Origin of the sequence: Streptomyces sp. NBC_01306 (assembly GCF_026340465.1) — a bacterium.
Taxonomy (GTDB): domain Bacteria; phylum Actinomycetota; class Actinomycetes; order Streptomycetales; family Streptomycetaceae; genus Streptomyces.
Window position 1 is genome coordinate 3,150,987 of sequence record NZ_JAPEPC010000001.1, and the last position, 21,427, is coordinate 3,172,413.

Sequence of the window (21,427 nt, forward strand, 5' to 3'; positions counted from 1 at the left end):
TTGCGCAGTAAGGAGCCTCTCCCCAAAGACGCACCCGCCCCGACTGCGGTTGCAGACGCTCGGGAGACTGAATCGTGTAACAGGCGCGAGCCTCAGTACAAGTGGTTCAGGCACACGTCTTGCTCACAGGGCACACACAGATCCTACAAAGGATCACTGACGGGGTGCGGGGCGCCTGATCCCGGATCAGGCCTCCGGCACCCACAGCTCGGCCGCGACGGCCTCCGCGATCTGAGCGGCGTTGAGCGCGGCCCCCTTGCGGAGGTTGTCGGCGCAGACGAAGAGGTCGAGCGCCTGCGGATCGTCCAGCGACCGCCGTACGCGCCCCACCCAGGCCGGATCCGTGCCCACCGCGTCGGCCGGGGTCGGGAAGTCCCCCGCGTCCGGGTCGTCGAAGAGCACCACACCGGGCGCGGTCGCCAGGATCTCGTGCGCCCGCCCCAGCGTCAGCTCGTTCTCGAAGCGCGCGTGCACGGAGAGGGAGTGCGTGGTGACGACCGGGACCCGTACGCACGTCGCCACCACCGGAAGCGCGGGCCGGTCCAGGATCTTGCGGGTCTCGGCGCGGAGCATCAGCTCCTCGGACGACCAGCCGTCGGCGGCGGGCGAGCCGGACCAGGGCACCACGTTGAGCGCGATGGGGGCCGCGAAGGGCCCGGTGTCGTCGCCCACGGCCCGGCGTACGTCGCCGGGGTGCGTCCCCAGCTCCGTACCGGCGACGAGCGCGGTCTGGCCGCGCAGGGCCTCCACACCGGGGCGCCCCTCGCCGCTCACCGCCTGGTACGTCGAGACGATCAGCTCACGCAGCCCGAACTCGGCGTGCAGCGCACCGACCGCGACAATCATCGCGAGCGTGGTGCAGTGCGGGGACGCGATGATGCCGCGCGGCCTGAGCCGTACGGCGTGCGGATTGACCTCGGGCACCACGAGCGGCACGTCAGGGTCCATCCGGAAGGCACCGGAGCTGTCCACGACCACCACGCCCTTGGACGCGGCGACGGGCGCCCACTCGCGCGCGACGTCGTCGGGGACGACGAAGAGCGCGACCTGGACGCCCTCGAAGGCTTCCTCGGTGAGGGGGAGCACTTCGGACTCCTCCCCGCGCACGACCAGCTTGCGGCCGGCCTTGCGCGGGGAGGCGATGAGTCTGATGTCGCCCCAGATGTCGGCGTGCTGCGACAGCATCTGGAGCAGCACAGTGCCCACGGCCCCGGTCGCTCCCACGACCGCGAGCGCAGGCTTACGGCCTCCTGCCCGGAGGCCGGTGCCGGTCATCGCCCGGTGCCCCCATAGACGACTGCCTCGTCGGAGTCGCTGTCGAGACCGAAGGCGGTGTGCACGGCGCGCACGGCCTCGTTGACCTCATCCGCACGGGTGACCACCGAGATACGGATCTCGGACGTCGAGATCAGCTCGATGTTCACGCCGGCGTCCGAGAGCGCCTCGAAGAAGGTCGCGGTGACGCCGGGGTTGGTCTTCATACCGGCGCCGACCAGGGAGATCTTGGCGATCTGGTCGTCGTAGCGCAGTGAATCGAAGCCGACGACCGGCTTCGACTTCTCCAGCGCGTCGACGGCCTTGCGGCCCTCGTCCTTGGGGAGCGTGAAGGAGATGTCGGTCAGACCGGTCGAGGCCGCGGAGACGTTCTGCACGACCATGTCGATGTTGACCTGGCTGTTCGCGATGGCACGGAAGATCGCGGCGGCCTCACCCGGCTTGTCGGGCACACCGACGACCGTGATCTTCGCCTCGGAGGTGTCGTGCGCGACACCGGAGATGATGGCCTGCTCCACTGTCGGTTCCCCTTGTGCTTCGACTCGTGCTTCGTTGCTGACCCATGTGCCCTGGAGCCCCGAGAACGAGGACCTGACATGGATCGGGATGTCATAGCGGCGTGCGTACTCCACGCAGCGGTGCAGCAGCACCTTGGAACCGGAGCTGGCGAGCTCCAGCATGTCCTCGAAGGAGATCCGGTCGATCTTCCGGGCCTTCTTGACGACCCGGGGGTCGGCGGTGAAGACACCGTCCACGTCCGTGTAGATCTCGCAGACCTCGGCGTCGAGGGCCGCCGCGAGTGCGACGGCAGTCGTGTCCGAACCGCCGCGGCCGAGGGTGGTGATGTCCTTCTTGTCCTGCGACACACCCTGGAAACCGGCGACGATGGCCACGTTGCCCTCGTCGAGAGCGGTACGGATCCGCCCCGGCGTGACATCGATGATCCGCGCTTTGTTGTGGACCGAGTCGGTGATGACACCGGCCTGGCTTCCCGTGAACGACTGGGCGTCGTGGCCCAGGTTTTTGATCGCCATGGCCAGCAGGGCCATGGAGATCCGCTCTCCGGCGGTCAGCAGCATGTCGAACTCCCGCCCGGCAGGAATCGGCGACACCTGCCCGGCAAGATCGATCAACTCGTCCGTCGTGTCGCCCATCGCTGACACCACGACAACCACCTGGTTGCCACTCTTCTTGGCGTCGACGATTCGCTTGGCAACCCGCTTGATGCCTTCGGCATCGGCTACGGAGGAGCCTCCGTACTTCTGCACGACAAGGCCCACGTGCGCTCCTCGATCCAGTCATTTCTGCGGTCGGCTCAGTCTAACGAGCGGCCGCACGACACCCCGTATGTATCAGATCGTGAGATGTCCCGCTCACTCAATGATCACCGTCTGGTGGCACGGCCGCTCGGTGAGAATGCCTGCCCGGGATCAACCAGGACACTCGGAACGTGGGGCGCGTCACACCCGTGCGGGTCACTCCGGGGTGGCGGCCGGGCCGTCGACCGGTGTGTAGACCGTGAGCCGCAGCGCGGGATCGTCGTTCGCCTGGAAGGTCGCGTACTCGAAGCGGAGCAGACCCCGCCGGGGATGGTGCAGAACCTTCTGTCCCGCCTCACCGCCGGTACGGATGTCGTGCTCCTCCCACCAGGCGGCGAACTCCGCACTGCCCCGCCGGAGGCGCTCGGCGAGGCCGAGGAAGGCCGGATCGCCGGCCCATACGTCGTGCGCCGCCCGGAACTGGCCCACCACGCGCCGCGCCTCGTCCGGCCAGGCGGGCCCGAAGAGGCGCCGGGCGTCCGGATCGGTCAGCAGATAGACGAGGACATTGCGGTCCCGGTCGGCCAGCCGGGCGAAATCGGTGAAGGTGTCCGCCGCGGCGGCGTTCCAGGCCAGGACGTCCCAGCGGCGGCCCGTGACATAGGCGGGCTGACCGAGACCGGCGACCAGCCGCCGGATCGCGTCCGGCACGGCCTCACGGGCGAAACCGCGGCGGCCGGACTGTCCGGCCAGGGTGCGCAGATGGGCGTGCTCGGCCGGGCCGAGACGCAGCGCACGGGCCAGCGAGTCGACGGTGGCGGCCGAGGGACTGACGGCCCGCCCCTGCTCCAGCCGGACGTACCAGTCGACGCCGATGTCCGCGAGTTCGGCCACCTCCTCACGCCGCAGCCCGGGTGTCCGGCGCCGCCCCCCGCTCGCGAGCCCCACCGCCTCGGGGCTCAGCCGCTCGCGCCGCGACCGCAGGAAGTCGCCGAGCCCGCCGGGGACCGCATCCGCCATGGACGCCATGGACACACCAATCTCCTCACTGGCGCTGCCCTCGCCGGTGGTTGGCCGGCGAACTCCCAGGAAGTCGCCGGGAAGTTGCCAGGGAGTCGCCAATCCTAGGATCGCGCCGGTCCTGGATACGAACGCGAGGCGCGGTGAGGCTGGCACCGGCACAAGGCCCGCACCACGCGCAGCGCACCACCCGCACCACGCGCACGCACCCCGTGCAGCGCACCGCGCACCCCGTACAAGGACAAGAAGGAGGACGAGGCACATGAAGGCCGCAGTCCTGAAGGCATTCGGATCACCCCTGGCCATCGAGACCCTCCCCGACCCGGTGCTCGGGACCGGCGAGGTGATCGTCGACGTCGTGGCAGCGAGCGTACTGCCCTATGCCGGCGAGGTGTTCAGCGGCGAGCGGGGCTATCTGCTCGACCTGCCGGTGGTACCGGGGGCCGGGGCGATCGGCCGGGTACGTGCGGTGGGACCCGACGCCACCCGGCTCTCCGTGGGCGACTGGGTCCTCTGCGACCCCATCGTCCGCGCACGCGACGGCGTGCCGACCCCCGACATCACGCTGCAGGGACTGAGCGCCCGCGGCGACGGCGGCCTGCTCCTCCAGCGGTACTTCCACGACGGCGCCTTCGCCGAGCAGATCCGCATCCCGACGGAGAACGCCGCCCCCATCGGCCCGCTCGACCCGGCGGACGCCGGACGGTGGGCCGCTCTGCACCTGCTCCTCGTGCCGTACGGCGGTCTCCTCGCGGCGGACCTGCGCGCGGGCGAGACGCTCCTGGTGAGCGGCGCCACCGGGAACTTCGGCAGCGCCGCCGTCGCCGTGGCGCTGGCCATGGGGGCGGGCTGCGTGGTCGCGCCCGGCCGCAACGAGAAGGCCCTGGCCGACCTGGCCGAGCGCTTCGGCCCCCGGGTCCGCCCCGTACGGCTCACCGGCGACGGGGACGAGGACCGCGAACGGATGAAGCGCGCGGCCCCGGGTGCGATCGACTGCGTCATCGACCTGCTGCCGCCCCAGGCCGGGACGGCGCCGGTCCGGGCGGCGGCGATGACGGTTCGCGAGTTCGGCAGGGTCGTCCTGATGGGCGGCGTCGGCATGGGGGGCGGCGACGACCTCGGCCTGCCGTACCCGTGGCTGATGCGCAACAGCATCACGGTCAGGGGCCAGTGGCTGTGCTCCCGCGAAGCAGTCCCCCGGCTGACCGCCCTGATCCACTCGGGCCTCCTGGACCTGAGCCACTTCACGGTCACGGACTTCGCCCTGGACGACGCGAACGAGGCGGTGGCTCATGCGGCGGATGAAAAGGGGCGGTTCCGGCTCACGGTGATCAGGCCGTGAGGGGGTAGCTGACGAGGGGCCGAGAACTGCCATCCGGCTCCGGCACCGCCCCGCTCTTCCGTAAGCTTGCGGACTCGGGGACCAATGGGCGGCGAGCCCAGAAACGGGGCGGGCCACATGGACGAGCGGCTGGAAAGACTCGCGAAGTCGTCACCGAACTTCGGTGTCCTTTTCCCCTTGCAGGCCCTGCTCTCCATCTACGGTGCGCAGGCCGAGGCCACGGTTTTCACGAACCCGAATGCCTCGCTGGTTCAGGCAGGCCAGTTCGGCGAGGTTCTCGCCGAGGAACTGGTCAGCCGCACCGCCCTGCGGGTCGACGGCACCCGCCAGATCGACCGGCTGAACGCCCTGACGAGAACCGGCGTACTCGTCCCCGAGATCCGTGACGACTTCGACCAGCTCCGGCGGGACCGCAACCAGGCGGCTCACAGCCACCTCTTCGATTCCACTCGCGCACTCGCCGCAGTGCGGGTCTGCTACAAGCTCGGGCTCTGGTTCCACGATGCCATTTCCGGCAAGCGGACCGTCGCCGAGTTCGTTCCGCCCACAGAGCCCGAGGCACATGTCTCCGACCCGGCAGAACTCGCCGAGCTGCGCGAGGCCCTGGACGGACATCGTGTATCCCTCGCCCAGTCCCGCGTCCGCCTCACCGAGAACGCCAGCCAGCTGGAGGCCGAACGCCGGGCCCGCGCCGAGGCCGAATCGCTGATCGCGGCCGCCGCCGCCAACAAGGACGCCCTGCTCTCCCAGATCGAGCAGTTGACGTCGCAGGTCGACACGCTGCGGACCACTCAGCGCTCGTCGTACGAAGTACTGCGCAAGACCCCACGCCAGGTCGATGCCGCGGCCCGCGACGCGATCGTCCACCGGGCGCAGCGACCCGCGCCGCTCAACGAGGTGCAGGCACGGGAGACCATCGACGCGATGCTGCACGCGGCGGGCTGGCAGGTGCAGGACCGGGACCAGGTCAATCCGGGGGCCGGAACAGGTGTCGCGGTCCGCGAGTTCACCCTGGCCAACGGCCGGGCCGACTACGTCCTCTACGTCGACGGCAAGATCGTCGGCGTCATTGAGGCCAAGCGGGAGGGTGATCACCTCAGCAGCGCCGTCGAGCAGAACGACCGCTATGCGGCGGGAGTACTCAAGGAACACCGGCTCGCCGTCTGGCAGCAGGACGAGCCCTTCGCCTTCCGCTACGCGACGACCGGCGCCGAGACCTACTTCATCAACCGTCTCGACCCCGACGCCCGCTCCCGCGAGGTCTTCTCCTTCCACCGTCCCGAGACGGTCACGGCCTGGATGCGCCGCGCAGAGGAGAAGCCGACGGCGCCCACTTTCCGGGCGGCCCTGCGCAAGATGCCGCCCCTGGAGCCGAACGGCCTGCGGCTCGCGCAGATCGACGCGGTCACCGGCCTGGAGGATTCCCTGGCGAAGAACCTCCCGCGCGCGCTGATCCAGATGGCCACCGGAGCGGGCAAGACGTACACGGCTGTGGCCGAGACGTACCGGCTCCTCAAGTACACCAAGGCCCGGCGGGTGCTCTTCCTCGTCGACCGCAACAACCTGGGCAAGCAGGCGTACGACGAGTTCCGGCGCTTCACGACACCCGACGACGGCCGCAAGCTGTCCGACATCTACAACGTCGACAGACTCGGGGCTGCCGGGCTCCAGGAGACCTCGTCGGTCGTCATCTGCACGATCCAGAAGATGTACTCGCTGCTGCGCGGCGAGGCTCTCGTCGACGACGACGCGGCGGACGAGGCCGCGGACAGCCTGGCGCACGAGGACACCTACGCCACGTCCCGGCCCATCGAGGTCTCCTACAGCGCCGACGTACCGATCGAGTCCTTCGACCTGATTATCGTTGACGAGTGCCACCGGTCGATCTACGGCCTGTGGCGCGGTGTACTGGAGTACTTCGACACTCATCTCGTGGGCCTCACCGCTACTCCGACGCTCCAGACCCTCGGCTTCTTCGGCCGGAATCTGGTCTCCGAGTACACCTATCCACAGGCTGTGGCTGACGGTGTGAACGTCGACTTCGACATCGTCCGGATGCATACCGATCTGCGGGAAAAGGGCAGCGCCACCATCGACTCCGGTACGACGGTCCGGATCAAGGACCGCAAGACCAGGCGTCAGCGGTACCAAGAGCTGGACGACGACTTCACCTACACCACCCGCCAGATCGGCCGGTCGGTTGTCGCTGTCGACGAGATCCGGGCCGTCCTGACCGCCTACCGGGACAACTGGCAGAGCTGGTTCCCTGGACGGCAGGAGCTCCCCAAGACGCTGATCTTCGCGGTCGGCGAGGATCACGCCGAGGATGTTCTCGCTCAGGTCAAAGAGGTCTTCGGACGGGGTGACGACTTCGCGAAGAAGATCACGTACAAGAGCCGCCAGGCAGGCGAGGACCCGGACGAACTGATCCGCGCGCTGCGCACGTCACCGCGTATGCGGGTCGCCGTCACGGTGGACATGATCGCCACGGGTACGGACGTGAAGGCCCTGGAGTGCGTGCTCTTCCTGCGCGAGGTGCGCAGTGCGGTCCTCTTCGAGCAGATGAAGGGACGCGGCGCCCGGACCATCGACCAGACCGAACTGCGCGAGGTCACCCCGGACGCGGACGCGTCCGTACGCAAGGACCGCTTCGTCCTCATCGACGCGGTCGGCGTGACGGACTCCCCGCTGGTCGACGCCAAGCCGCTGGTGCCGGCGGGCGAGCGGCAGGTCGCGCTGTCGAAACTGCTCGACAAGGCCGGTACGAAATCGATCACCGCCAATGAGGCGGAGATCCTGGCGGGCCGGCTGGCCCGGCTCAACCAGCAGCTGTCGGAGGACGAGCGGGAGCTGCTGACCAACGCTGCCGGCGGCAGGACTCTGTCGGAGATCGCAGGCGCCATCGTGAAGGCGGTCGACCCGGACCGGCAGGAGCGGGTGACCGATGAGCACGGGCTGGCGGAGGCACGGCAGATGGTGGTCGACGCGATCGCGCCCTTGACGGAGAACCCAGAACTGCGGCGCCAGATCATCGAGATCCGCCGTGACAAGGACTACCTGATAGATGAGTACACGGCAGTGCAGGTGACCGACGTCAAGGCCATCCCTCCGGAGGAGCGGGCACACGAGGAGGTCGGCCGCTGGAGCATGCTCCTGAAGGACGAACGTGACCGGCTAGCTGCGGTCGATGTGGCGCTCAGCAGCCCCCGATCCGTCTCGCCCGCAGAGGCGTACGCCGCGCTGAAGGAACTGGCGATAGAGATCCACCGCCCGCAGTACGCATGGACGCCGAAGCTGCTGTGGGAGTACTACGAGGATCTGGGCAAAGCGGCTCACCGGCCGGACACCGGGGCGGGCATCCCGGACCTGATTTCGCTGATCCGCTTCGAGCTGGGCGTCGACGACGAGCTGAAGCCGTACCGTGCGACGGTGGAGGAACGCTTCGAGGCGTGGCTGCTCAAGCAGAGCCAGGCGGGGGCGGACTTCTCGGAGAAGCAGCTGTGGTGGCTGCGGTCGATCCGTGACGTGGTGGCGAGTGACGTGGGTATCAGTACGACGGAAATCAACGCGGAGCCTTTCCGGGGGAAGGGCGGGGGCCGTGGACTCCACCACGCGTTTCCGGGGCGCGATGTGCGGGCCCTTCTGAGTGAGCTGAATCGAGAACTGGCTTGAGTGACGCGGAACTTCCGGCGGGATGGGCGCATGTTCGCCTAGAAGAGATCGCCGAGGTCAGGCTGGGGCGGCAGCGCTCACCGAAGAACCACGCAGGCGACCAGATGCGTCCGTATCTGAGGGCGGCGAATATCAAATGGACCGGCCTTAGCCTCGGCGACGTTAAAGAGATGAATTTCACTGACTCAGAGGCAGAAACTTACCGCCTTCTCCCTGGTGACATCTTGTTGAGCGAGGCATCCGGGAGCGCCAGCGAGGTGGGGAAGTCGGCACTATGGGCCGGCCAAATCACCGAGTGCTGCTTCCAAAACACTTTGATCCGCGTTCGGGCAGCAAGCGGAGTTGATCCAAGTTACCTTCTCCACTTTCTGCGCCACGAAGCTCTTCGTGGATCATTCGCAAAGGGCTCACGGGGTGTCGGGATCCATCACCTCGGTGCCGCAAAGCTGGCCGCGTGGCGAATCCCGCTTCCGTCCCGCGCCGAGCAGCATCGCATCGTCGAGGCCCTCGAAGGTCACCTCTCCCGCCTCGACGCGGCCCTGAACTCCCTCAAAAGAGCCACACAGCGTATCGAGTCACTGCGTGGCTCCCTCATGTTTTCGGCTCTGAGAACAAGCGAAGCAACTGAGGGTTGGGCTTCTACGACTATCGGTGAGCTTGCCACAGTAGGAACCGGCGCCACTCCACTCAAATCCCGCGCTGACTACTACGCCGACGGGGCAGTACCCTGGATCACCAGCACCAGCCTAAATAGTCCCACCATCACGAAGCCGGATAAATTCGTCACCGAACTCGCGGTTGAGCAAACATCAATCAAGCTATACCCGGCTGGCACCATTCTCGTCGCAATGTACGGCGAAGGAAAGACTCGCGGAAAATCATCCGAGCTGACATTTCCTGCGACTACGAACCAAGCATGTGCAGCCATCATCCTGAACAAGGATTCAGAATTCCGCAAACCGTGGATCAAGCTTGTCTTGGAGTCAAAATACCGCGAGCTGCGACGCCTAGCTTCTGGCGGCGTTCAACCCAATCTGAATCTCACCCTGATTAGAAATATCTCGATCCCCCTCCCATCACCAGCCACGCAGGATTCCCTACTGAACACGCTGGACGCCCAGTCGACTGCGCTGCATCGTTTGCAAAATTCTTGCGGCAATGCTCAAAGAGGGTCCCAGCTCCTCCGGCGAGCCATCCTCAGCCAGGCATTCACCGGCAAGCTCGTCCCCCAGGACCCCGCAGACGAGCCCACCTCCGCCCTTCTCAACCGCATCCGCGCCGAGCGCGAAGCCCAACCCAAGCGCACCCGCCGCCCCCGCACCACGCCCCGAACACCCCAAGCGGCTGCTCCCACCCCAACCCCCGCCCCCCGCACCGCCATTCAGCAGGAGTTCGAGCTGTGACCACCGATATCAAGCCGCTCCCCCCGCAGGCGGTCGCGCAGACGAACTCCCTTGTCGCCAAGCTCTGGAACTACTGCAACGTCCTCCGCGACAACGGTCTTTCCACCATCGAGTACGTCGAGCAGCTCTCGTATCTCCTCTTCCTCAAGATGGCCGACGAGATCGCGAGCGACCCCTTCACCGAGTCCGACGCCCACTCCGTCGTACCGTCCGAGTACGACTGGCAGTCGCTCGTCTCCAAGAAGGGCCTGGACCTCGAAGTCCACTACCGCAAGCTCCTCGCCGAACTCGCCAAGAACCCCGGCACCACCCTCGGCACGATCTTCGCCAAGTCCCAGAACCGCATCACCGAGCCCGCCCTCCTCGAAAGGCTCGTCGTCGAGCTCATCGGCAAGGAGGACTGGACGATCCAGGGGACGGACCTCAAGGGCGACGCGTACGAAGGCCTGCTCGCCAAGGGCGCCGAGGACACCAAGACCGGCGCCGGCCAGTACTTCACACCCCGCGCACTCATCGACGCCATGGTCGACGTCATGCAGCCCGGCCCCGAGGACACCATCACCGATCCCGCCTGCGGAACCGGCGGGTTCCTCATCGCCGCACACAGCTACATCCGCCGACACCACATGTCTGACCTCACCCGCGAACAGCGCCTCGCGCTGGGCGAAAACAAGGTCTTCGGCAACGAGCTGGTCACTGGAACCGCCCGCCTCGCCGCGATGAACATGCTCCTCCACGGCATCGGCAACAGCGAGGGCGATAGCCTCATCACGGTCAGCGACGCCCTGGCCGAGAAGCCCCAGCGGCACGCCTCGCTCGTCCTCGCCAACCCGCCATTCGGCAAGAAGTCCGCGATCACCGTCATCGGCACGGACGGCAAGTCCGACCGTGAGGACATGTCGTACGACCGCGAGGACTTCCGCGCGACCACGACCAACAAGCAGCTCAACTTCCTTCAGCACATCATGTCGCTGATGGAGATGGACGGCCGCGCCGCCGTCGTCCTCCCCGACAACGTCCTTTTCGAAGGAGGCGCGGGCGAGAAAATCCGCCGGCGCCTCCTCGAAGAGTTCGACCTCCACACCATCCTCCGCCTGCCCACCGGTATCTTCTACGCGGGCGGGGTCAAGGCGAACGTCCTCTTCATCGAGAAGAAACGTCCGCGCACGGGCGGCAAGCCGAACACGTCAAAGCTATGGGTCTACGATTTCCGCACGGCCAAGCACTTCACGCTCAAGCAACACCCGCTGCGCCGCACGGACCTCGATGAGTTCGTCGCTGCGTACCTTCCGGGCGGGGATCGCTCCGAGCGCGTCGAATCCGAGCGGTTCAAGTGCTTCGACTACGACGAGCTGACCGCCCGCGACAAGGTGAATCTCGACATCATCTGGATGAAGGACCCTGCGCTCGACGACGCCGACAGCCTCCTCGCACCCGAAGTGATCGCCCAGGAGATCGTGGAAGATCTCCAGGCCGCCCTGGACGAATTCGCCGCGATCGCCGAGGCGTTGGGCGGCGAGGTCAAGCCGGACGCCGAGGAATCCACCTCGGAGGACTGAAGCAACCCCTGAGTCACCGGCCCCTCTGCCGCAGCCGGTGCAGTTCGGCGATGGCTCGCAACTGCCGGCGCTCATAAGGGGAAGCAGGGCGCACACAGACGCGGCTGGTCTGCCAGACAAGGCCCGTAGGGCGCTTCAGACGGACCAATACGCCCACAAAGTCGAATACCACGCCGGGCATTTCGTAGTGCGAGTCGTAGACAACCATGCCGAGGCGAAGTCGTTCCGGCGCCGGGAGCGGCGGTGAGTGTGGCTCGGATCCGGAAAGGGTCACTGCCACTCCCCCGCCCTGCTGTCCGTCGCCCGGCGGTGGGGGTGGTTCCGCAGTTCGTCATTGCAGTCCTGAACGGACAGACGAGCGCGCGCCGTCCGCGCTTCCTCCCGCTGCCTGGCCAGCGCGGCACACACATCACACCCCGGCACGGGAACGGGCTCAGGGAACGGGGATGGCGCTGCCACGCTCGTCCCGCAACCACAGTCGCTCACTCCGCGGCCCTTTCCAGCCCGTCACGTACCCGCTCCAGGAGGCCTCTGGTCAGCGGGTCGTACGTCCGGGGGATGCACTCGGGGACCAATCGCCAGAAGCCTCCGTCGTGAATGACTGCCTCCAGCTTGGCCGCGCCCCGCAGCTCTGCCGTCCGAGGGTCGCGATCACACATGACCGCCCCTTTCGTGTTTGCGCGATTACCGTCTGTGCTTCAAGAGTCGGCTTCCGCGCGTACGCTCGACAGGGAGGAAGCTTGGACAGCAGCAACTGTCCATAGGGCATGCGGGGGTTCGTATGACTGTCGAAAACGAGAACGGGCATTCAGTGGGCTCCGCCGTGTCCCCTCTCGCGCACTTCGGGGCAGAGGTACGGCTGGAGCGCGAGCGCCTCGGCATGTCGCGTGCGGAGTTGGGCAAGTCAGCTCATTGCGGATACTCGCTCGTGGCGAAGATCGAGGCGGGGGACCGAGTACCGGCACTGGAGTTCGCGGAGGTCTGTGATCGCGTCTTCCCATATTCCAACGGGCGCTTTGTTCGCCTGTGGCCGCTCGCTCTGCGATATGCGTTCCCACCCTGGTTCCGCAGGTACGCCGAGCTTGAATGGATGGCCACGGGTCTGCGTATGTTCCACCCTCAGCTTGTGCCCGGGATCGCACAGACTGAGGAGTACGCCAGGGCGGTTCTGCGCACGGGCCGCCCGGCGAACCTTGAGGATTTCGTCACAGCGCGTATGGAGCGCCAGCGCATCCTTGAGCGGAACAAGCCGACACGACTCTGGCTCGTTCTCAATGAAGCCGTGCTTCGGAACGTCGTGGGCAGCGAGGCTGTCATGCACGGCCAACTAGCGGTTCTGCGGGATCTGGCACAGAAGCCCCCGCACACAGTGCAGATCGTCCCCAGCACAGGCACCAACCACCGTGTGGCGAGTCCTTTCGGCATGTTGTCATTCAGTGAGGGCAACGATGTGGTCCACGTGGACGGGTTCCCCCGCGGCTACCTTCTGGCTGACGCAGACGACGTATCCACAGCGAACGATGCCTATGATCTGCTCAGAGCAATGGCCGCCCCGCCGGACGAGTCGGCAGACATGATCGACACCATCTCGAAGGACTGCTACTCATGAGCAAGTTCGCGCACGTCGCTGAGCCCAACTGGCGGAGTTCTACGTACAGCCAGAGCAACGGTGGAGAATGCGTACAGGTAGCTGCTGGCACCCCAGGCTTCGTCCCCGTCCGGGACTCCAAGAACCCCACCGGCCCTGCCCTCGCCTTCCCCGCCTCCGCCTTCTCCTCCTTCATCGAGGCCGTGCAGCAGGACACCATCGGCCGGTCCTGACACCCGGAGCAGCGCCCCCAGCCCCTCATTGATCATGTCCGGGAATCCGCTTGCCCCACCGGTGCCCGTTGACGATGGTTACTCGTGAGTGATCACAAGGGGTGGGTACAGGTGAGCATCGCAGAGCCGGACACGCGACAGTTCCTGTCGTTCAAGACGAACCTTGAGTACGCCAGGAACTTGATCACCGCCGGTAATAGCCTCCGTGGGCTCCAGCCCGGAGCCCTGGACATCAACGACCTCTATCGCGCCGCCTGGGTGCAGGGTGTCAGCGCCATAGACCACTGGCTGCACGAGGAACTCTTCCGCCGCGTGGCAGAGATCTCCGCGAACTCCACCGGCGGCGCACTTCCCGCTCAACTGCGCCGGTTCGAGCTCCCGCTCTCGGTCATCGAGGATGTACGGGTCGGACAGCAGGAACTGGCAGATGTGGTCGTGGCGCATGTGCGCGCCAAATGGGCGTACGCACCCCTGCACAATCCGAAGAGGATCACCGAGGCCTACCGGCTGATCACGGACGAAGACCTGTGGGCATCAGCAGCCACGAAGATCAACGCATGGCACCACCACCGTACGCATTACTCGGCCCAGAGTTTGAAGCAGCAATTTTCGGCCATCATCCAGCGCCGCAATCTCATCGCCCACTACGCGGACCTGGAAGACGGCCACCTCAAGCGGCGTCGCCCGATCACAGACGCAGAGGCCAGTGACGCTCTCAACTGGATCGAGCGCATCGCCCTGGCCATCGCCGCTGTACTGGGCTGACGCTCACTCCCGGAAGCTACGAGCTCAGCCCGCGCGTGACGGTGCGCGGTGTAGCGCTGACAGCCGTGCCAGCTCGTCGTCCCTGAAGTCCGCCACCTCCTGGCACAGCCGGCTCATCACGAAGTACCCCAGCGGTACGCAGAGGTCCATCCGCTGGATGCACACGCCGACCATGAACGGACCGTCCTTCGCACGGTAGAGACGCACGCCGTAGTAGCCCTCCTGGCAGTCCCGGTCGTTGTTGAACCGGCAGTCGGCGCAAGTACTCGGGAGTCTCACGGGCCGGATGCTCTTCGCGTACAGGGCGCGGCCATCCGGCAGGCGGTAGCCCTCGCTCCGTGGACAGCCATGGTGGACAGGCGTGAGAACGCCCGGAGGCAGAGCGCCACCTCACTCGGGTTCTTGACGGTGATGTCCGCGGACAGGGTCTCCACCTGCACCTGTTCGTCATCGAACGCGAGGAATCCTTCGAGGGTCCACATGTGGCGGGTGGCCGTTCGCGGGATCACGTCGAGCGACACCGTGGGCAGAGCCATCACCGCCATCAGATACCCGAGCTGGCCGGCCATCGTCTCGGCGTCACCGAAAGGGAAGTGCAGCACGTCTTCTTCCACCAGGAGGGCGAAGCGCTTTGACCCGTCGTACAGCACCTTGGACCGTTCGACACGCGCCGTGGCGGCGGCCGGTGCATCGTTCACCGAGCCTTCGAATTCGGCGATCCTGGCCAGCAGGGCCTCGGCGTAACCCTGCGTCTGCAACAGGCCGGGAATCACGTTCGAGCAGTAGACACGCATGTGCCGGGTGCGCTGGTAGAGCGGAACTGTCGACACCTGGTTGTGCTTCAGGCCCGCGCGCTGGAGGTGCCGCCACTCCCGATACATCAAGTCCGCGGTGCGGGAGGCGGAAATGATCTCGGATGCCTGACCGGCGGCGCCACACGTGCGGCACCAAATGCGGATATCCGCGTCCGAGGGTGTCGTCCTGGCGTTCTCGATACTGACGTCTTCGCGAGGTGCCACCCGCACCGGACGGCCAGCTCACGTCCGCTGAGCCCGGCGTCACGGCGCACATGGCCGAGGCGGACGGCGACAGCCTCGCATGCCTCTTGAACGCTTGAGGAAGGCGAGAGGGGCATGAACGGGCTGTCCAGAGCTTGTTGTTGGGCTCGTTCGTTGAGGCCGTTGGGGGGGGCTCAACGCTGGTTCAGATCTTGTATTCGGTGTGCGCGACAGCCCTGTTCCACACGACATCGAAGGCCGACGCGCACAGCGCCGCGACGGCCGGATCCGTGTTCACCTCCGGCTCCACGGCGTCACCGTCCCCCAAGAAGAGATTGAAACCCACCGCTTGGCCGTCGATCAGCCAGAAATCAGCTGCGGGCAGGGGATATCGAGGTGGCCCGTCTGCGGGCCAGCCAGCGGACCTGCTCGCCTGCCTGCTCGTTCAGGGGCGTGGTGAAGTGCTCGAACGCGACGTAGTCCGACACCGGCTCGGACACGATGCGCGCTCTACGGATCACCACACCGCGATCCACCGTGCGCCGCACGAGGGCGAGCCACTCCCCAAGAGCTTCCCAGCTGTCTTCAAGGGTCCACTTCCCAGCCGCCCAGAGAGCGAGGTCGTCCTGCTCCTCGGCAACCGCGTAGGTGTCTCTCATCTCCAGGTGCACTGCGGAGTGCTGTGCGGAGTCGAGGAGCGCGTCGATGCTAGGAACTTTCGGCTTCATCGCACGCCTTCCCGATCAGTGCGACCATGCGGTACGGGAGACGCACGATGCCTTCGGAGTCAGGGCATGGGCTGTACCTGGCCCAGTCCGCCTCCGTGCCGGCATCGGGATTCCAGCCCTGGAACAGGATTTCCCTCTCCTCGTCGTCAACCTACACAGCAGGGCAGTTGCCACTGTTCGTGTTCGGGTCGAGACCGATGAACTGTAAAGCCATGGTGACCTCATCTGCCGACCGGGGCTTGCATGCGATTGCACGACCCTCACGCTTCGGGGCACATGCGTCAAGAGCGTGATTCCGATCAGGGTGCACCTGGCGGCGGCGTCGTCAACAGGCCGCCCCTCAGGCCCCCTTGAACGAGTCGAGGTGGGCGAAGACGACCACGTTGTCCTCGTAGTCCTGGGCCGCCCTGTTGTACTCGCCGCCGCAGGTGATCAGGCGGAGCTGGGCGTCGGGGGTGTCGCCGTAGACACGTTTGTCGGGGAAGTCGGCCTTGCTGAACGTCTCCACGGAGTCGACCTTGAACGTGGCGACCGTGCCGTCCTTCCTGGCGATGTCCACCTCGTTTCCCCGTTTGAGGGTCCGCAGCAGCAGGAACACCGCCGGGCCGGTCTTCGTGTCGACGTGGCCCGCGACGATCGCCGCGCCGCGCTCTCCGGGGGTGGCGCCGCCCCGGTACCAGCCGACCATGTTGGTGTTGTCCGCGGGCGGCGGGTTGAGCTTGCCGGATGTGTCGAGGTCCAGCGGCGTGAACGGTGCGTCGACCGCGATCGTCGGGATCGTCAGCCTCGTCGGTTCGGAGCGGGGCAGCGGGGCTGCGGCTGCGGGCAGAGGCGTCCGGGGGGTCGCGGAGGCCGCGGCCGCGGACTGCACCTTGGCGTCGCCCGCCGGGTTTCCGAACCCGATTCCGAAGGAGTTGCAGAGCAGGAGAGCGCCCACGCCCGCTGCCGCGACAGGCCACAGCAGTACGCGGTGGAGGGGTCGCACAACGTTCTTCGGGGACGGGACGGAAGGCTTCGGCTGGGGAAGCTTCTCAGCGGCCATCGGGTGATGCCTTTCGGGCGCGGGGGGGGCGGCGGAAAAGGTGGGGCGGGGGGTGTTGTGGTGCGGGTGCGGTGGTGCGGGTGCGGTGTACAACCGTTGCGGCCACCGCCCCTCGGGGCGGTGGCCTCGTCAACGCCGGATCTGCAAGCGGTGTGGCGGTCAGGCCATCGACAGGCCCGAGGCGTTGCGACGGCGGCGGACCAGGTAGATGCCCGCGCCGACGCCGCCGAGGAGCAGCACCGAACCGGCGGCCACTCCGCTGTTGGTCGCGAGGCCGCCACCACCGGTGTGCATACCGCCGTGCGGCCGGTGGTCACGGCCGCCGTCGTCGTTGTTCCAGCCGTCCTGGTCGTTCCAGGAGCCGTCCTTCCAGGAGCCGTCCTCGTCCATGCCGGAGGACGAGCTGCCGTCGTCGCCCGTGGTCAGCGCCGTGTTCATGGCGAGGGCGCCACCGCCGGTGTGCATCCCGCCGTGCGGGCGGCCGTGGTCGTGGTCACCGTGGTGGTCACCGTGGTCGTGGTCACCGTGGTGGTCGCCGTGGTCACCGTGGTCGTGGTCGCCCTGCCCGTGGCCGTCATCCCCGTGCCCGTCGTCCCCGTACGCGTCGCCGCCGTCATCGCCCGTGGTCACCGCCGGAGTCATGGCGAGAGCGCCACCGCCCGTACGCATCCCGCCGTGCGGGCGGCCGTGGTCGTGGTCACCGTGGTGGTCACCGTGGTCGTGGTCGCCCTGCCCGTGGCCGTCATCCCCGTGCCCGTCGTCCCCGTACGCGTCGCCGCCGTCATCGCCCGTGGTCACCGCCGGAGTCATGGCGAGAGCGCCACCGCCCGTACGCATCCCGCCGTGCGGCCGGCCGTGGTCGTGGTCACCGTGGTCGTGGTCACCGTGGTGATCGCCGTGGTCACCGTGGTCGTGGTCACCCTGCCCGTGGCCGTCATCCCCGTGCCCGTCGTCCCCGTACGCGTCGCCACCGTCATCGCCCCTGCTCACCGCCGGAGTCATGGCGAGAGCGCCACCGCCCGTACGCATCCCGCCGTGCGGGCGGCCGTGGTCGTGGTCGCCGTGGTGGTCACCGTGGTCGTGGTCACCGTGGTGATCGCCGTGGTCACCGTGGTCGTGGTCACCCTGCCCGTGGTCATGGCCGTGGTCGCCACGGCCGCTGCCGTCGCTGTTGCCGGGGGTGTCATGGTCGCTACTGGAGGAGGCGCCGCTGTCCGAGGCCGGCGCGCCGGACGTCGTCAGGGCGTACGCGGCGGGAGCGGAGAAGGCAAGGGCGGCAGTCACAGCAGCTGACGCGAGCAAGGTACGGGCAGTGCGCATTGAGACGATTCCTTTCGCCACGACTGCGAAGGCTGACACTCCGTCGGCTCATCGATTCGCAGAAGCGACGTCCTCACCATCAGCAGGAATCTGACGCCCCGCCACTGGAGACCGGGGCATCCGAGTGAAGCCATGGGCTCAATGAGTTCAGGACCGGCCGATATTCACCCGATGGACGGCACGTCGTACCCCAGCAGCGCCGCCGCGATGAGGTAGGGACACGGGTGAGCGAGAGGGAGAGCACCCCTGGAGAGCACCCCCGTGCATCCGGCGCTGATGTTCGCCGAGACCCCCGGCGCCGTGGCCGGGTCGTCAGCGCCCCGCACCGCCCGCGAAATGCGGTCGCCCATGCCGCAAGGGCCGAACTAGCTTGGCCCCCATGCCGGATGACGTACGACTGAGCCAGGCACAGGTGGCCGAGTTCGCGCAGCGCGGTTTCCTGCTGATCCCGCGAGCCGTTCCCGGAGAGCTGGTGGCCGCCGGGACGCGGGTCATCGACGGGATGGCAGAACGCCGTCCGCCCGGCCCCGGTGTACGCGGGCCGCACAACTACTTCCCCGCCGCCGAGCGCGTTCCGGCCCTCGCCGCGCTGCTGACCGGCAGCCCCGCCTGGTCCCTGGCCGAGTCCCTGACCGGCCCCGGCACGCTGGAAGCGCCCGGCCAGGTGCAGGCCGTGCTCAACATCCCGCCGTACCCGCAGCAGCCCGGTATGCACCACCTCGACGGTTTCCCCGCCAAACCGGACGGGCGGCCGGGCACCTTCACGCTGCTCGCCGGGGTGCTGATGTCCGACCAGCTCGACGAGGACGCCGGCAATCTCTGGGTGTGGCCCGGCACCCACCTGACGCATGCGGCGTACTTCCGCGAGCACGGCCCCGACGCGTTCCTCGCGGCGGGCGGCTACCCGCCGATCCCGCTCCCCGAGCCGGAGCAGATCCGGGGCCGGGCCGGGGATCTGCTCCTGGCGCACTATCTGCTGGGCCACAACATCGGCGGCAACACCTCCCGGGCGGTCCGGCGCGCCGTCTACTTCCGGGTGAAGCGCACCGGGCACGACCCCCGCTGGCGGGAGTTCCTGCAGGACCCCTGGCTCGACTACGACGCCGTACGCACCGCCGCCTGATCCGGCCCGGCGGCACGGCAGCCGCACTCGACACTCAGGACTCAGCCCTCAGCACTCAGCGATCACCGCTCAGGACTCACCGCTCAGCCCGGGATCAGACCGACGGAAGCCCCAGCGGAGCCCCGATCTCCTCGGCCATGACCCGGCCCGCCTCCTCGGCCAGCGTCTCCTCGCTCAGGTCCTGGTCCGTGTCCAGTCCGTCGAGAGCCGGGAGCGGCTGGTCGAGACGGACGTGGGCGACCAGGGACTGGAGTGCGCGCAGCGCGGCCGCCGCGGTGGAGCCCCAGTTGGAGAAGTACGAGAACTGCCACCACCACATCGCCTCGGTAGTCCGGCCCGCGCAGTAGTGGGCCATACCGTGGCGGAGGTCCGTGAGGATGTCCGCGAGGTCGTCGCTGATACGGCAGGCCACGGGGGCCTTGCGCGGCTCGTACGGGTCGAACACCTCGGAGTACACGTCGACCGGCTCCAGGAGCTGCGCGAAGCGCTCCCGCAGGTCGTCGGCATCGGGTTCCGGGCCGAGGTCGGGCTCGTACCGGTCGGCCGGGAGGATGTCCTCGTGCGCGCCGAGGCGCCCGCCGGCCAGGAGGAGCTGGGAGATCTCCAGCAGCAGGAAGGGCACCGCGCTGTCCGGCTCGTCGCCCTTGGCCACCTCGGTGACGGCGACGATGAAGGACTCGACCTGGTCGGCGATCTGGACGTCGAAGTCGTTCGGGTCTTCCGTGACCTTGTTCAGCGTTGCGTCAGACATCGAGTAGTCGTCTCCCCTCAAAGGCACGACCGAGCGTGACCTCGTCCGCGTATTCCAGATCTCCACCAACAGGAAGACCACTCGCCAGGCGGGTGACCTTCAAACCCATGGGTTTGATCATGCGCGCGAGGTACGTCGCCGTGGCCTCGCCCTCCAGATTCGGGTCGGTCGCCAGGATCAGCTCAGTGACGGCGCCGTCCGCGAGCCTGGCCAGCAGTTCCCGGATCCGCAGATCGTCCGGGCCGACGCCCTCGATGGGGCTGATGGCGCCGCCGAGCACGTGGTAGCGGCCCCGGAACTCACGGGTCCGCTCGACTGCCACGACATCCTTCGGCTCCTCGACGACACAGATGACCGTCTGATCGCGGCGGGTGTCCCGGCAGATCCCGCAGAGCTCGGCCTGCGCGACATTGCCGCACACCCCGCAGAACCGGACCTTGTCCTTCACTTCGAGCAGCGAGTGCGCCAGGCGGCGCACGTCGGTGGGCTCGGCCTGGAGGATGTGGAAGGCGATCCGCTGCGCGCTCTTGGGACCGACGCCGGGCAGCCTGCCCAATTCGTCGATGAGGTCCTGGACCACGCCTTCGTACAACGGAGCGCCTCTTTCGTTCTGCTGTGGAACGTACGGTAGTTGGTGCGAGGTTCCGTTAGAACCTCGGGAGCGTGAAGACCTTCGGAAGCTCTCGCGTCACGCGACGCCCCGCACGCCTCAGATACCGAGACCCGGCATACCGCCGAGCCCCTGGGCGAGCGGGCCGAGCTTCTGCTGCTGGAGCGCCGAAGCGTTCTCGTTGGCGGCGTGGACCGCGGCGACGATCAGGTCCGCCAGGGTCTCCGTGTCCTCGGGATCGACGGCCTTCGGGTCGATCACCAGGCCGCGCAGCTCACCGGAGCCGGTGACGGTGGCCTTGACCAGACCGCCGCCCGCCTGGCCGTCGACCTCGGTCCGTGCCAGTTCCTCCTGAGCCTGCGCGAGATCCTGCTGCATCTTCTGGGCCTGCTGAAGCAGCTGCTGCATATTGGGCTGGCCACCACCGGGAATCACGGGTCACTCCGAGGCTGTTCGACGACATTCCGACTGCGCCAGGACTGTGCTCCTGCCGCGTTTCCACTGCTTGCTCACTGCGTACCCATGGGGTACTTGCTGCTTTCCGCCGCGTTGCCGCAACGTTCCGGCGGGGGTGCTCCGGGCCTTTCCGATGCTCCTCAGCCGGTAAAACGAGCCTACGTGGTCCCCGGGCGGCCCGCCCTCCGCCGTGAGGACCAACTCTTTCGGGTGAGAGTACGACGGCTCATATACCTGATCACAGCCCGCTTACAGTCGTAAACCCTGGCATAACGGCGCCATC

General features: G+C 67.4%; 21 protein-coding genes and 1 pseudogene. 9 read left to right on the forward strand and 13 right to left on the reverse strand.

Annotation, left to right across the window (positions count from 1 at the left end; translation table 11 throughout):
* Nucleotides 1-186 precede the first annotated feature (186 nt).
* The 3 genes from OG385_RS13670 to OG385_RS13680 form a co-directional block, all read right to left on the reverse strand.
* On the reverse strand, nt 187-1,275 hold the full coding sequence (locus OG385_RS13670; protein ID WP_266854883.1) for an aspartate-semialdehyde dehydrogenase: 1,089 nt from the start codon (nt 1,273-1,275) through the stop codon (nt 187-189).
* On the reverse strand, nt 1,272-2,555 hold the full coding sequence (locus OG385_RS13675; protein ID WP_266854884.1) for an aspartate kinase: 1,284 nt from the start codon (nt 2,553-2,555) through the stop codon (nt 1,272-1,274). The genes OG385_RS13670 and OG385_RS13675 overlap by 4 nt, the downstream gene beginning before the upstream one ends.
* A 195-nt stretch (nt 2,556-2,750) precedes the next feature.
* Nucleotides 2,751-3,563 (reverse strand): helix-turn-helix transcriptional regulator, encoded by an 813-nt coding sequence (locus tag OG385_RS13680; RefSeq protein ID WP_266860836.1) that lies wholly within the window; start codon nt 3,561-3,563, stop codon nt 2,751-2,753.
* Between the two features lie 253 nt (nt 3,564-3,816).
* Between OG385_RS13680 and OG385_RS13685 the strand changes: the two genes are divergently transcribed.
* From OG385_RS13685 to OG385_RS13715, 7 genes are all read left to right on the forward strand, one after another.
* Entirely contained in the window at nt 3,817-4,896 is a 1,080-nt protein-coding gene (locus tag OG385_RS13685) for a zinc-binding alcohol dehydrogenase family protein (protein ID WP_266854885.1), read from the forward strand.
* A gap of 117 nt (nt 4,897-5,013) precedes the next feature.
* Nucleotides 5,014-8,568: a DEAD/DEAH box helicase family protein gene (locus OG385_RS13690; protein WP_266854886.1), complete on the forward strand. Its 3,555-nt coding sequence runs from the start codon at nt 5,014-5,016 to the stop codon at nt 8,566-8,568.
* Nucleotides 8,565-9,971 carry a restriction endonuclease subunit S gene (locus OG385_RS13695; protein WP_266854887.1) on the forward strand — a complete coding sequence of 469 codons (1,407 nt, stop codon included), beginning with the start codon at nt 8,565-8,567 and terminating at the stop codon, nt 9,969-9,971. Before OG385_RS13690 ends, OG385_RS13695 begins: the two co-directional genes overlap by 4 nt.
* On the forward strand, nt 9,968-11,530 hold the full coding sequence (locus tag OG385_RS13700; RefSeq protein ID WP_266854888.1) for a class I SAM-dependent DNA methyltransferase: 1,563 nt from the start codon (nt 9,968-9,970) through the stop codon (nt 11,528-11,530). Before OG385_RS13695 ends, OG385_RS13700 begins: the two co-directional genes overlap by 4 nt.
* A 781-nt stretch (nt 11,531-12,311) precedes the next feature.
* Nucleotides 12,312-13,139, forward strand: coding sequence for a helix-turn-helix transcriptional regulator (locus OG385_RS13705; protein WP_266854889.1), 828 nt, complete (start codon nt 12,312-12,314; stop codon nt 13,137-13,139).
* On the forward strand, nt 13,136-13,351 hold the full coding sequence (locus OG385_RS13710; protein WP_266854890.1) for a DUF397 domain-containing protein: 216 nt from the start codon (nt 13,136-13,138) through the stop codon (nt 13,349-13,351). Before OG385_RS13705 ends, OG385_RS13710 begins: the two co-directional genes overlap by 4 nt.
* A 111-nt stretch (nt 13,352-13,462) precedes the next feature.
* Nucleotides 13,463-14,116, forward strand: coding sequence for a hypothetical protein (locus OG385_RS13715; RefSeq protein WP_266854891.1), 654 nt, complete (start codon nt 13,463-13,465; stop codon nt 14,114-14,116).
* A gap of 24 nt (nt 14,117-14,140) precedes the next feature.
* Here the strand turns inward: OG385_RS13715 and OG385_RS13720 are convergent.
* From OG385_RS13720 to OG385_RS13745, 6 genes and pseudogenes are all read right to left on the reverse strand, one after another.
* A pseudogene (locus tag OG385_RS13720) lies at nt 14,141-14,443 on the reverse strand (radical SAM protein); the annotation flags it as partial.
* Nucleotides 14,392-14,997, reverse strand: a complete 606-nt coding sequence (locus OG385_RS13725) for a DUF5753 domain-containing protein (RefSeq protein WP_323183756.1) — start codon at nt 14,995-14,997, stop codon at nt 14,392-14,394. The pseudogene OG385_RS13720 and the gene OG385_RS13725, both read right to left, overlap by 52 nt.
* A gap of 322 nt (nt 14,998-15,319) precedes the next feature.
* Nucleotides 15,320-15,460 carry a DUF6879 family protein gene (locus OG385_RS37375; protein ID WP_323183757.1) on the reverse strand — a complete coding sequence of 47 codons (141 nt, stop codon included), beginning with the start codon at nt 15,458-15,460 and terminating at the stop codon, nt 15,320-15,322.
* A 25-nt stretch (nt 15,461-15,485) separates the two neighbouring features.
* The gene (locus OG385_RS13730; RefSeq protein WP_323183758.1) at nt 15,486-15,842 is read right to left on the reverse strand and encodes a DUF6879 family protein; all 357 of its coding nucleotides are present in this window, start codon (nt 15,840-15,842) and stop codon (nt 15,486-15,488) included.
* Between the two features lie 340 nt (nt 15,843-16,182).
* Nucleotides 16,183-16,884: a class F sortase gene (locus OG385_RS13740; protein WP_266854892.1), complete on the reverse strand. Its 702-nt coding sequence runs from the start codon at nt 16,882-16,884 to the stop codon at nt 16,183-16,185.
* A 159-nt stretch (nt 16,885-17,043) separates the two neighbouring features.
* The gene (locus tag OG385_RS13745) at nt 17,044-17,322 is read right to left on the reverse strand and encodes a hypothetical protein (protein ID WP_266854893.1); all 279 of its coding nucleotides are present in this window, start codon (nt 17,320-17,322) and stop codon (nt 17,044-17,046) included.
* 21 nt (nt 17,323-17,343) lie between these two features.
* Here OG385_RS13745 and OG385_RS13750 point away from each other — a divergent pair, with 21 nt between their 5' ends.
* Nucleotides 17,344-18,177 (forward strand): hypothetical protein, encoded by an 834-nt coding sequence (locus OG385_RS13750; protein WP_266854894.1) that lies wholly within the window; start codon nt 17,344-17,346, stop codon nt 18,175-18,177.
* 191 nt (nt 18,178-18,368) lie between these two features.
* Here OG385_RS13750 and OG385_RS13755 read toward each other — a convergent pair whose 3' ends face one another.
* Entirely contained in the window at nt 18,369-18,554 is a 186-nt protein-coding gene (locus OG385_RS13755) for a hypothetical protein (RefSeq protein ID WP_266854895.1), read from the reverse strand.
* A 29-nt stretch (nt 18,555-18,583) separates the two neighbouring features.
* On the opposite strand from OG385_RS13755, the gene OG385_RS13760 reads away from it, so the two are divergent.
* Complete coding sequence (locus OG385_RS13760) at nt 18,584-19,327, forward strand: phytanoyl-CoA dioxygenase family protein (RefSeq protein WP_266854896.1); 744 nt, start codon at nt 18,584-18,586, stop codon at nt 19,325-19,327.
* 94 nt (nt 19,328-19,421) lie between these two features.
* Here OG385_RS13760 and OG385_RS13765 read toward each other — a convergent pair whose 3' ends face one another.
* The 3 genes from OG385_RS13765 to OG385_RS13775 form a co-directional block, all read right to left on the reverse strand.
* Complete coding sequence (locus OG385_RS13765) at nt 19,422-20,078, reverse strand: DUF5063 domain-containing protein (protein WP_266854897.1); 657 nt, start codon at nt 20,076-20,078, stop codon at nt 19,422-19,424.
* Entirely contained in the window at nt 20,071-20,670 is a 600-nt protein-coding gene (gene recR, locus OG385_RS13770; protein ID WP_266854898.1) for a recombination mediator RecR, read from the reverse strand. Before recR ends, OG385_RS13765 begins: the two co-directional genes overlap by 8 nt.
* Before the next feature lie 117 nt (nt 20,671-20,787).
* On the reverse strand, nt 20,788-21,123 hold the full coding sequence (locus OG385_RS13775; protein WP_164262774.1) for a YbaB/EbfC family nucleoid-associated protein: 336 nt from the start codon (nt 21,121-21,123) through the stop codon (nt 20,788-20,790).
* Nucleotides 21,124-21,427: the final 304 nt, after the last annotated feature.

Coding starts and splice junctions, on each gene's coding strand:
- OG385_RS13670 (WP_266854883.1), bottom strand. CDS start 1,275: ATGACCGGCACCGGCCTCCGGGCAGGAGGCCGTAAGCCTGCGCTCGCG.
- OG385_RS13680 (WP_266860836.1), bottom strand. CDS start 3,563: ATGGCGTCCATGGCGGATGCGGTCCCCGGCGGGCTCGGCGACTTCCTG.
- OG385_RS13685 (WP_266854885.1), top strand. CDS start 3,817: ATGAAGGCCGCAGTCCTGAAGGCATTCGGATCACCCCTGGCCATCGAG.
- OG385_RS13690 (WP_266854886.1), top strand. CDS start 5,014: ATGGACGAGCGGCTGGAAAGACTCGCGAAGTCGTCACCGAACTTCGGT.
- OG385_RS13705 (WP_266854889.1), top strand. CDS start 12,312: ATGACTGTCGAAAACGAGAACGGGCATTCAGTGGGCTCCGCCGTGTCC.
- OG385_RS13710 (WP_266854890.1), top strand. CDS start 13,136: ATGAGCAAGTTCGCGCACGTCGCTGAGCCCAACTGGCGGAGTTCTACG.
- OG385_RS13725 (WP_323183756.1), bottom strand. CDS start 14,997: ATGTATCGGGAGTGGCGGCACCTCCAGCGCGCGGGCCTGAAGCACAAC.
- OG385_RS13730 (WP_323183758.1), bottom strand. CDS start 15,842: ATGAAGCCGAAAGTTCCTAGCATCGACGCGCTCCTCGACTCCGCACAG.
- OG385_RS13740 (WP_266854892.1), bottom strand. CDS start 16,884: ATGGCCGCTGAGAAGCTTCCCCAGCCGAAGCCTTCCGTCCCGTCCCCG.
- OG385_RS13745 (WP_266854893.1), bottom strand. CDS start 17,322: ATGAACACGGCGCTGACCACGGGCGACGACGGCAGCTCGTCCTCCGGC.
- OG385_RS13755 (WP_266854895.1), bottom strand. CDS start 18,554: ATGGGCGACCGCATTTCGCGGGCGGTGCGGGGCGCTGACGACCCGGCC.
- OG385_RS13760 (WP_266854896.1), top strand. CDS start 18,584: ATGCCGGATGACGTACGACTGAGCCAGGCACAGGTGGCCGAGTTCGCG.
- OG385_RS13765 (WP_266854897.1), bottom strand. CDS start 20,078: ATGTCTGACGCAACGCTGAACAAGGTCACGGAAGACCCGAACGACTTC.